This is a genomic window from Microbacterium sp. (assembly GCF_036277215.1).
Classification (GTDB): domain Bacteria; phylum Actinomycetota; class Actinomycetes; order Actinomycetales; family Microbacteriaceae; genus Microbacterium.
The window spans coordinates 1-9,179 of the sequence record NZ_DASUNI010000256.1 but is presented as its reverse complement, the minus strand read 5'-3'; the positions used below and the strand labels follow the sequence as shown (position 1 = coordinate 9,179).

Below are 9,179 nucleotides of genomic sequence, written 5' to 3'. Positions count from 1 at the left end.
GGGAAGGCCGCCTATCACGACGATCGGCACGTTACACGCCCACGTAGAGGGGCGCTACAGCCCTCGGCCTGCCGAACGTGTTGCTAGGCCCCCGGTTCGTCCCTGCAGCGCGCGCACCTCGATGCGACCTTGCAACGCTGTTGCCACTCTGATGGTCCATTCGACCGCCTCGGCCTCGTGGGCCGCTCGATCAGCCAGAAGCCGGCCACATACGCCGGCGCCTCGACGAAGGGCTCGTCGAGTACTTGCAGCTCGCCTGAAGAGGCGACGCGATGGTCTCCTCGCTTGGGAAACCACCCGAGAACTCATACCGTCGCCCCATATCACCCACGCCTCCTCCGCGATGCGCGCGTCTTCATTCTGTGGCCTTCTCGATCCACGTCACCATGAGGTACGGGCTGTACACATAAACGATGGTCTCGCCCTTCCAGGCGATTTCGATAGTGCCCTTGCCGGCGTTCATCGCGGACAGAATCTGAGAGCGAACGGCATCCCACGCATTCCGGTCTGTGAACCGGAACTTCTTGTATGCCGTCGCCGGACCGATGTAGAGGTGGATGTCCGTTGCCAGGGAACGCACTCTATCGACGGCGCCGAGGCATGCGTGGCCCTCGAATCGGGTATACAGGGGACATGGCCAAGGCGGTCAAGGGGGCCGAGAAGGCGCCGCGCTCTGACGTCGCCGACGAGGAGACTCCAGAGCTACCGCGGCCGGCATGGATGACTGTCGCCGGCTGGCTCGCCGCCGTGTTCTCGGTGCTCTGCGTCGTCGTCATCTCCGCCGTCTGGGTCGGCCGCCAGGAATTGCCATACCAGGACGCGCCTGAGGAGACCCGCGTCACCACCCAGTCTCAGGTCGACGCGTTCAACGACGCCAATGTCGACACCGGGCCTGGCGCCGGGGTGCCCACCTACATCCCGACCGGCGTCATGATCCAGTCCCTCGAGTTCAAGGGCCCCTACACCCTGCAGGCGGCGGGGTACCTGTGGCAGCTCTACCCCCTCGACCGCGAGGACGTCGACCGGGGCGTGGTCTTCCCTGAGGCCGAGACCACTAACTTCTCCAAGGTGTACGAGGCCGTGCAGGGCGACGAGGTGCTGGTCGGATGGAACTTCAAGACCACGCTGCGCGAGCAGTTCGACTACGGCAAGTACCCGCTCGACCGGCAGGAGATCTGGCTGCGGATGTGGTCGGTCGACTTCGAGCAGAACATCTTCCTGGTGCCGGACATCGCCGCGTATGTGGATACGAACCCGACGACGCTTCCCGGTGTCGACCCGATCGTGGTGCTCGAGAACTGGAAGATCGAGGAGAGCTACTTCAGCTATCGGCTCGCCACCTATAACGCCGACTTCGGCATCCAGAACTACCAGTTCGTTCCGAAGCCGGAGCTGTACTTCACCATCCACGCCGAGCGATATCTGCTCGGACCGCTTTTTTCGCAGGGCATCGCGCCGTTCATCATCCTGCTGCAGCTGTTCGTCATCGTCATGGTGATCGGACGCAACTCGAAACGGCTCGAGCAGTTCGGCGTGCGGCCGGGCGCGGTGCTGTTCACCTGCGCCGCATACGTCTTCGCGGTGCTCGTCTCCCAGAACGCGCTGCGGAACGAGGTGCGCTGGCCCAGCTTCGTCTATCTCGAGGGCCTGCATGTCATCACCTACTTCGCGATCGTCGCCGTCGCGATGAACTCCGTGCTGCTGGTCGCGCGGCCCCAGCTCGGGCTGTTCAAGTACGGAAACGCCTGGGCGCGCATCCTCTACTGGCCGGCCATCACCGGGGCCATGCTCGCGATCACCGTGGCGGCGTTCTGGTAGCTCAGCCCTGATCTGTTACCGCCAGGGGCGGAGGGCGAGTGGATCGACGGGCCGTTTCTTCACATTTCGTGTCTCTCGCCGTAATACGCCGGGGCTAGGCTCCGACGAAAGGTCGCGCCCTGATGCCGGGCGCGGCCTTTTGCGTTGGATGCGACGAACGAGGTGTGAGATGAGTGAATGCGAATCCTGCGGCCGGCAATACCCCTCGCTCCTGGAGGCGGCATTGTGCGGTGAGAGTGACGCGGCCGAGGCGGAGGACCGAGCCCAGGGGACGGTGTACCGCCCGGCCGCGTGATCATCCGCCGGTGAGGCGGACCGTGGCCGGCGAAGAGCGGTCGCGCCCGGCAGATCATTCGATGAGGGTGAGGGCGACCGAGGCACCGCGTTCCTAGACTGGGCGCGTCGTCGCCACCCCTGCAGAGCCACCGCGGCGGCAGAGTGTCGAATCGAGGGATTCCACCCATGAGCGATGGTCAGAACACGCCGAGGACACCGCCGATCACGCGCCCTCCCGCGGGCACGCCCACAGGTGGTGTTGCGATGCCCGCGAGTGCCGGTGTCAGCCGCACCGCCCTCATCTGGATCGGCATCGCGGTCGTCGTCCTGTCGTTCGTCGCTTCGTTCCTCGGAGCGACGCTCGCTCGTTCGATCGACGAGCCCGAGACGGCGGCGCCGGTCGCGACCCCGGACGCCACGACGCCTCCACCCCCCTCCGAGGACTACGAAGAAGCGCTGGAAGAGATCCTTCCCGCGGGTGCGGCTGTGCGAGCAGGAGACGGCGTCCCGGAAGCAGGTAAGGGTTATGAGGGCGAGATCTACATCGACTTCTCGACGTCGGACGTCTACCTCTTCCAGGACGGCGAGTGGGTCAAGGTCGGCAACATCCGCGCCTCGGCGGCTGCGAACCTGACCGGCGAGACCGGCCCGGCGGGGGAGACCGGCGCAACGGGCGAAACCGGGGCCACCGGAGAGACCGGGGCGACCGGCGCGTCCGGCGCGCCGGGAGCTCCGGGCACGCAGCTCTCGCTGGGCCTCGGCGCACCCGACGACCAGACCTGCGAGGCGAACGGCGACATCTACATCGACACCGAGGTGGTCGCCTTCTACGAGTGCACCGACGGGCAGTGGACGCTGTTCGGCCCGGCTGAGTCCGATGGCTGACCCGCCGGATCAGCTGCGATCGCGGTCCTCCGCGAGGAGGTCCTCCCAGTTTGCGGGAAGACGGTCCGCCGGACCCGGCACCGATTGCTCCGTGGGGTGGCTCTGGGGCGGCGCGAGCCGAGGTCCGAACGAGAACGCGCCGGTCAGGTAGTCGAAGAACCACTCCTCGCCCGGCTCGTACGTCCGGATGACGCGGTGCCCGGTCGCCTCGAAGTGCCGCGTGGCGTGTTTGAGCAGCGATTCGTCGCAGCATCCGACGTGTCCGCACAGCGCGCATCGACGCAGGTGGACCCACCACCCGCCGTTCTCGTCGCACTCGACGCATCCGTTTCCGCTTGGTGGGACGCCGGCGTCGATGAACTCGGAGGATTCGGCCACAGGAGGTGCTCCTCAGTCGGGGGCTTTCGAGGACTCCTCGTGATGCTACCGACGGACACCCGTGCTTGGAAACCGACTGGGAATACGCCCGACGCTGCGTCGTTGAACTTGATACGAGTTCACTCAAGTGCCTAAACTTGACACGGACGGACTCAAGTTTGACGAAAAGAGATTCGAAGAAAATGCCCGAAGACTTCACCCCTCAGGACGGCGAGAACGGCACGAGCGCCTTCGACGAGTTCCTGGCGCGCTACCTCGACGGTGAGCGCGCTCGCGCGTCGCGGTCGATCGACCTGACGCGCTTCCTCAGCATGCGCACGCAGGAGTTCCTGCAACAGGCGGGGGCCTTCGCGCTCCAGCGCGGCCAGCGGGAGCTCGACGCGCTGCACGTTCTGCGGATCCTGGTGGGCGCGTCTCCGGCCAAGGACGCCGTCGAGCGCCTCGGCGCCGATGCGGCCGCGATCGCCCGCGCCGTCGAGCAGCGGCTGCCCCAGGCATCCGACCCTGCCGACGTTGATGGTGCGGTGATCACGCCGTCCGTTCAGCGCGCGCTCTTCCACGCGTTCCAGGTCGCACGCTCGTCAGGGTCGACGTATGTCGATCCCGAGCACCTGTTCTTCGCGCTGGTCCTGGGTCAGGACTCCCCGGCGGGCCAGATCCTGGCTCAGGCGGGCGTGACCGCAGACGCGCTCCTGCACGGGGCGCGCGAGACCGTCACGCCGACCGGCGCGACCGCGACCGAGCAGGCACCGGATGCCGCGGCATCCGAGACTCCGATGCTGGATCGCTTCGGCACCGACCTGACCGCGCTGGCGCGTCAGGGATCGCTCGACCCCGTGATCGGGCGCGAGGACGAGATCGAGCAGACCATCGAGATCCTCAGCCGCCGCACGAAGAACAACCCCGTGCTGGTCGGTGAGGCGGGCGTTGGAAAGACGGCGATCGTCGAGGGACTCGCGCAGGCCATCGTGGCCGAGGCGGTGCCCGAGCAGTTGCGCGACAAGCGCGTGATCGCTCTCGACCTGCCCGCGATGCTCGCCGGCACCCGCTACCGCGGCGACTTCGAGGAGCGCCTGACGGCGACCATGGACGAGGTATCCGCCCGCGCCGGCGAGCTGATCCTGTTCATCGACGAGGTGCACACGGTCGTCGGAGCCGGCGGTGGTGGTGAGGGATCGATGGATGCCGGAAACATCCTCAAGCCGCGCCTCGCCCGAGGCGACCTGCATCTGGTCGGTGCGACGACACTCAAGGAGTACCGCGTCATCGAGAAGGACCCCGCGCTGGAGCGGCGCTTCCAGCCGGTGCGTGTGGGGGAGCCGAGCATCGAGGATGCCGTGCTGATCCTGCGTGGGCTGCGCCCGGCGTACGAGGAGCACCACGGCGTCGCCTTCACGGACGACGCGCTGCGCGCGGCCGTCGAGCTGAGCGATCGGTACCTGTCCGAGCGCGTCCTGCCTGACAAGGCGATCGACCTCATCGATCAGGCCGGAGCGCGTCTGCGTCTGCGGCTGGGTGTGAAGGTGGACGTCTCCGGCCTGCTCACCCGCCTCGCCGAGCTGGAGGCCGACAAGAACGCCGCCGTCGGCGCTGAGAAGTACGAGGAGGCATCGCGCATCCGCGACCAGATCTCCGACGTGCAGTCGCGTCTGGACGAGGCGACGTCGCGCCCTGACCCGTCGGCCCTGGTGGACGAGCCCGAGATCGCCGCCGTCATCAGCCGGGCCACCGGCATCCCGGTCAAGCGGCTCACCGAATCGGAGCGGGAGCGTCTCGGCGCTCTCGAGGATGAGCTGCACGCTCGGGTGATCGGGCAGGACGACGCGGTCACCGCCGTCGCCAAGGCCGTGCGCCGCAACCGCACCGGCATGGGCGATGCGCACCGACCGGTCGGCTCATTCCTGTTCCTCGGCCCGACCGGAGTGGGCAAGACCGAGCTCGCCAAGGCACTCGCGGCCAGCCTCTTCGAGGATGAGAGCGCCGTCATCCGCTTCGACATGAGCGAATTCGGCGAGCGGCACACGGTGTCGCGCCTGGTGGGCGCCCCTCCGGGATACGTCGGATACGACGAGGCCGGACAGCTGACCGAGCGCGTGCGCCGCAACCCGTACTCGATCGTCCTGTTCGACGAGATCGAGAAGGCGCACCCCGATGTGTTCAACCTGCTGCTGCAGGTGCTCGACGACGGCCGGCTCACCGACGGCCAGGGCCGCACGGTCGACTTCCGCAACACGGTGATCGTCATGACCTCGAACATCGGCAGCGAGTTCCTCGCGTCGCGATCCGGAGCGATCGGCTTCATCGCGGACGGTGGCGGCGAGACGGGGTTCGGCAGCGAGAAGGACCTGCGCGATCGGGTGATGGGCAAGCTCCGCGAGGCCATGCGTCCCGAGTTCCTCAATCGGATCGACGAGGTCGTGCTCTTCCGCAAGCTCGATCGCGAGCAGCTGCGCGAGATCGTGCGGCTGATGCTCGGCGCCACCGTGCGTCGCCTCGAGGGGCGCGAGGTCTCACTCGAGACGACGGATGCCGCGCTCGACTGGCTGGTCGAGAACGGCTACCAGCCGGAGTACGGCGCCCGCCCTCTTCGTCGGCTCATTCAGCGCGAGGTGGACGACCGGATCGCCGACCTGTTCGTGAACGGCGAGCTGGTCGACGGTGGCGCGGTGACGGTCGATGCGTTCGACGGCGCGATCGTCGTGGCGAGTCGGCACGCGCTCGCTGCCGCCGCCTGACCTCAGCCCGACCGGAAGGGGCGTCGCTTCGCGCGGCGCCCCTTCTGCACGCCGAGGCGTCGTTCCGGTACGCAGACCCGGATCATCCGGGGGGAGGCGCGGGGGTGAGCAACGAACGCGCGAGTGCCGTCGATCCGGCGACGGCGGCCGGCATCGTCACGACCGCGCCGAGGGGGATCATGAAGCACAGCTGCGTCGCGACGCCGAACCCGAGAACGCGCGCGCGATGGCCCTTCAGAAGCCGGCGACGGGTCGCGGGATCGAGGCCGCGCCCGCTCAGCGCCCGCGACGACAGCTCGTCGGCGAGCAGCCACCCGGTGAACGTCACCGCGAAGACGGTGCCCAGCACACCGCCCACGGCGGGGATCAGCCCGAGCAGTGCGGCGACGACGGCGATCGCCACGCCGCGCACGAACAGCCAGATGCCGTCCGCGACGGATCGCCAGAAGCTGTATCCGACGTCGGTCTCGCCGCCCCCGAGATCGCGTTCGACGGATTGCCAGATCCGGTCGTAAAACGGCTCGCCGACCGTCAGCGTCAGGGCGGTGAAGGAGATCGCGACCAGCACCAGGGCCGCGCCGAGCATCGCGGTGCCGATCGTGACGCGGATGACCGTCGCCCACACGCCCCATCCCTCGGCGAAGGGGGTGATCGCGACGGTGATCGACGGCAGCGTGAGGCCGAGCGCGACGAGGCCGCCCAGGAACAGCAGTCCCACGATCGCGGCCGGGATCAGGCCCAGAGCCATCAGCCCGGGTCTGCGTCGCCAGTATGCGAAGCCGCCCCCCAGCAGGGTCACCCCTCGAACGAACTCGCGCATCGGCTCAGCCTAGGCGGCCGACCGCCGAATCCGGGAGCGCGCTCAATCGCGCGGGGGCAACTCCTGCAGTGTCCAGGTGTTCCCGTCGGGATCGTCGAAGGTCACGAATCGGCCCCATGCCTGCTCGTCGACGCCGTTCGCCTCGGCCCCGACCGACCCGAGGTGGGCGAGGGCTTCGTCGGCGTCCGGCACCACGACCTGGATCGTGTCCTGCTTGCCCGGTTCGAGCCCGAGCCCGATGTTCGTTCCGAAGGCGATCGAGCACGCCGACCCGGGCGGGGTCATCTGCACGAATCTCATGCCTTCGTACGGCACCTGGTCGTGATCGGGGTGGAAGCCGATCCTCTCGTAGAACTCCTTCGCCCGGTCGACATCCGTGACCGGCACGAAGATGAGTTCGATCTTCCAGTCCATGGGCTCCTGCCTTTCCTCGGGGTCGTTCTTCCAGTGCTGCGGCCAGGATACGAAGGGTCGCGGACGTATCCAGTCCGCGATCCTCACCGCGATCTGCGGTAGCGCCGAATCGCCTCGGCGACGACGGCGTGGTCCACGACGTCCGGCTCGCCCGACATCGTGATCGTGCCCACGACCGCGCCGCCGACGAAAATGGGCACCGAGCCGCCGTGCGCGCGAAAGACGTCGTGGTCGACGTCCGTCCGGTCGGCGAACGGCGTACCGGCCTCCTCGTGCCGGCGGCGGACCAGCAGGGACGGCTCGGCGAAGCGCTCGGCGACGGCCGCCTTTCCCGCGAGCCACGGATCGTTCCCCGGACCGGTTCTCCCCAGCTTCGCGACGAACACCGCGTCGCCGCGCAGCACGATCCGCACGGCGAGGTCGGCGGCGTGCTTGCGGATCACCTCGACGGCGATGACGCCGAGTGCGACGGCATCGTCGTTGTCGAAGGACTCCTGGTCGAATGCCGCGACCGCCTCGAGGTCCGCGACCGTGAAGACAGGCAGGTCGGTCATCTCAGCTCGTCACTTCCAGGGCGGTGATGCCCGGCATCCCGAACCAGGTGCGACCGTCGTCGCCGTCGACGAAGACCGCGAGAACGCTGTCGCAGTGCGCGCAGCGCGCGACGGTGCCCATCGCCGACGCGTACACCACCGCGAGCGCCACCGCTCCGTGCCTGCCGCAGTGCATGCAGCGCGCGTCTGCGGCGGTCGCGTCCCAGCCGAGGACGTCGGCGAGGTGGCCCGCCAGCACGTTTCCATCCAGCTTTTCCATCACGAACCTCCGAATCGTTCGGTGCGCACATCGCCCGGCTTGTGGCCGGCGTCGATCAGCCATCCGGCCACCACCTCGACGAAGGGGGTGGGGCCGCACACGTAGACCAGAGGCTCGGATGCCGCGGGCAGAGTTGCGGCATCCAGCAGGTCGCGGGTGACCCGGCCAGGCGGCGTAGGCCAGCCATCCGGCGTGCGGCGGGTGTAGACGAAGTCGACCGCCAGAGCGGGCATCCCCGCCGCCAACGCGGTGAGCTCTTCGCGGAAGAAGACGTCTTCCGGAGTCCGAACCGAGTAGAGCAGCCGGAATTCCGTCCCGTCGGAAGACGCCGCGTGCGCCGCGGCCATGGCGTACAGCGGCACGACGCCCGACCCGCCGGCGATGAGCTGGACCGGCCGTGCTGCCTCACCCGCCTCGGGCGGCGACCACACGAAGAAGGCGCCGAGTGGCCCGTGCAGCTCGAGCTGGTCGCCGGCGCGCAGGTCGTGCACGAGGAAGGGCGATACCTCCCCGTCGGGGAGCTCGTCGATGGCGAGCACGACCCGCGTCCCGTCTCCGGCGGAGGCTATCGAGTACGACCGGGTCGCCTGGTAGCCGTCCGGTGCGGTGAGACGCACGTCGAGGTGCGATCCGGCGTCGTTGCCCGGCCAGGTCGGGGCGTCGAGCTCGATGCGGCGGGCGGTGGGCGTCTCGAGGCGCGACGAGACGACCGTCGCGACGTGCCACGACGCCGGCCGCCGAGCACTCACACCGGCACCGCAGGGCAGGCGCGGGCGCTCACCAGTACCGCTCCTCCTGCCACGGGTCGCCGTGGAGGTGGTACCCGTTCTGCTCCCAGAATCCGGGGTCGTCCGTCGGCATGGTGACGAGCCCGTTGATCCACTTCGCGCTCTTCCAGAAGTACAGGTGCGGCACGAGCAGCCGCGCGGGCCCGCCGTGCTCGGGGTCGAGCGGCTCGCCGTCGAACTCGAACGCGACCCAGGCCTTGCCGTCGAGCAGGTCCTCGAGCGGCACGTTGGTCGTGTACCCGCCGTAGCTGT

Annotated in this window: 11 protein-coding genes; 3 read left to right on the top strand and 8 right to left on the bottom strand. The window is 68.5% G+C overall.

The genetic code is table 11. The annotated features are described in order from the left end of the window. Positions 1-355: 355 nt before the first annotated feature. The gene (locus VFX99_RS12760) at positions 356-580 is read right to left on the bottom strand and encodes a hypothetical protein (protein ID WP_329666671.1); all 225 of its coding nucleotides are present in this window, start codon (positions 578-580) and stop codon (positions 356-358) included. Between the two features lie 53 nt (positions 581-633). Between VFX99_RS12760 and VFX99_RS12755 the strand changes: the two genes are divergently transcribed. Together VFX99_RS12755 and VFX99_RS12750 are read left to right on the top strand one after the other, a co-directional pair. Beyond that, positions 634-1,818: a hypothetical protein gene (locus tag VFX99_RS12755; protein ID WP_329666670.1), complete on the top strand. Its 1,185-nt coding sequence runs from the start codon at positions 634-636 to the stop codon at positions 1,816-1,818. Positions 1,819-2,280: 462 nt separating this feature from the next. After that, entirely contained in the window at positions 2,281-2,979 is a 699-nt protein-coding gene (locus VFX99_RS12750; RefSeq protein WP_329666669.1) for a collagen-like protein, read from the top strand. A gap of 9 nt (positions 2,980-2,988) precedes the next feature. Here the strand turns inward: VFX99_RS12750 and VFX99_RS12745 are convergent, their stop codons facing one another. Continuing rightward, on the bottom strand, positions 2,989-3,357 hold the full coding sequence (locus VFX99_RS12745; RefSeq protein ID WP_329666668.1) for a UBP-type zinc finger domain-containing protein: 369 nt from the start codon (positions 3,355-3,357) through the stop codon (positions 2,989-2,991). 182 nt (positions 3,358-3,539) lie between these two features. Between VFX99_RS12745 and VFX99_RS12740 the strand changes: the two genes are divergently transcribed. Beyond that, positions 3,540-6,092, top strand: a complete 2,553-nt coding sequence (locus VFX99_RS12740) for an ATP-dependent Clp protease ATP-binding subunit (RefSeq protein WP_329666667.1) — start codon at positions 3,540-3,542, stop codon at positions 6,090-6,092. Positions 6,093-6,174: 82 nt separating this feature from the next. On the opposite strand, the gene VFX99_RS12735 is transcribed toward VFX99_RS12740, so the two are convergent. The 6 genes from VFX99_RS12735 to VFX99_RS12710 form a co-directional block, all read right to left on the bottom strand. Further along, positions 6,175-6,912: an EI24 domain-containing protein gene (locus VFX99_RS12735; RefSeq protein ID WP_329666666.1), complete on the bottom strand. Its 738-nt coding sequence runs from the start codon at positions 6,910-6,912 to the stop codon at positions 6,175-6,177. A gap of 42 nt (positions 6,913-6,954) precedes the next feature. Next, on the bottom strand, positions 6,955-7,326 hold the full coding sequence (locus VFX99_RS12730; protein WP_329666665.1) for a VOC family protein: 372 nt from the start codon (positions 7,324-7,326) through the stop codon (positions 6,955-6,957). A gap of 83 nt (positions 7,327-7,409) precedes the next feature. Further along, positions 7,410-7,880 carry a heme-binding protein gene (locus tag VFX99_RS12725; RefSeq protein ID WP_329666664.1) on the bottom strand — a complete coding sequence of 157 codons (471 nt, stop codon included), beginning with the start codon at positions 7,878-7,880 and terminating at the stop codon, positions 7,410-7,412. A 1-nt stretch (position 7,881) separates the two neighbouring features. Beyond that, complete coding sequence (locus VFX99_RS12720) at positions 7,882-8,139, bottom strand: DUF6510 family protein (protein WP_329666663.1); 258 nt, start codon at positions 8,137-8,139, stop codon at positions 7,882-7,884. After that, complete coding sequence (locus tag VFX99_RS12715) at positions 8,139-8,888, bottom strand: FAD-binding oxidoreductase (protein WP_329666662.1); 750 nt, start codon at positions 8,886-8,888, stop codon at positions 8,139-8,141. Before VFX99_RS12715 ends, VFX99_RS12720 begins: the two co-directional genes overlap by 1 nt. Positions 8,889-8,916: 28 nt before the next feature. Next, positions 8,917-9,179 (bottom strand): molybdopterin-dependent oxidoreductase (locus VFX99_RS12710; RefSeq protein ID WP_329666661.1); only part of this gene is annotated, 263 nt, incomplete at its 5' end.

Excerpts from the sequence above, each read along its gene's own strand:
- VFX99_RS12720 (WP_329666663.1), bottom strand. The coding sequence starts at position 8,139 with ATGGAAAAGCTGGATGGAAACGTGCTGGCGGGCCACCTCGCCGACGTC.
- VFX99_RS12750 (WP_329666669.1), top strand. The coding sequence starts at position 2,281 with ATGAGCGATGGTCAGAACACGCCGAGGACACCGCCGATCACGCGCCCT.
- VFX99_RS12740 (WP_329666667.1), top strand. The coding sequence starts at position 3,540 with ATGCCCGAAGACTTCACCCCTCAGGACGGCGAGAACGGCACGAGCGCC.
- VFX99_RS12735 (WP_329666666.1), bottom strand. The coding sequence starts at position 6,912 with ATGCGCGAGTTCGTTCGAGGGGTGACCCTGCTGGGGGGCGGCTTCGCA.
- VFX99_RS12725 (WP_329666664.1), bottom strand. The coding sequence starts at position 7,880 with ATGACCGACCTGCCTGTCTTCACGGTCGCGGACCTCGAGGCGGTCGCG.
- VFX99_RS12730 (WP_329666665.1), bottom strand. The coding sequence starts at position 7,326 with ATGGACTGGAAGATCGAACTCATCTTCGTGCCGGTCACGGATGTCGAC.
- VFX99_RS12755 (WP_329666670.1), top strand. The coding sequence starts at position 634 with ATGGCCAAGGCGGTCAAGGGGGCCGAGAAGGCGCCGCGCTCTGACGTC.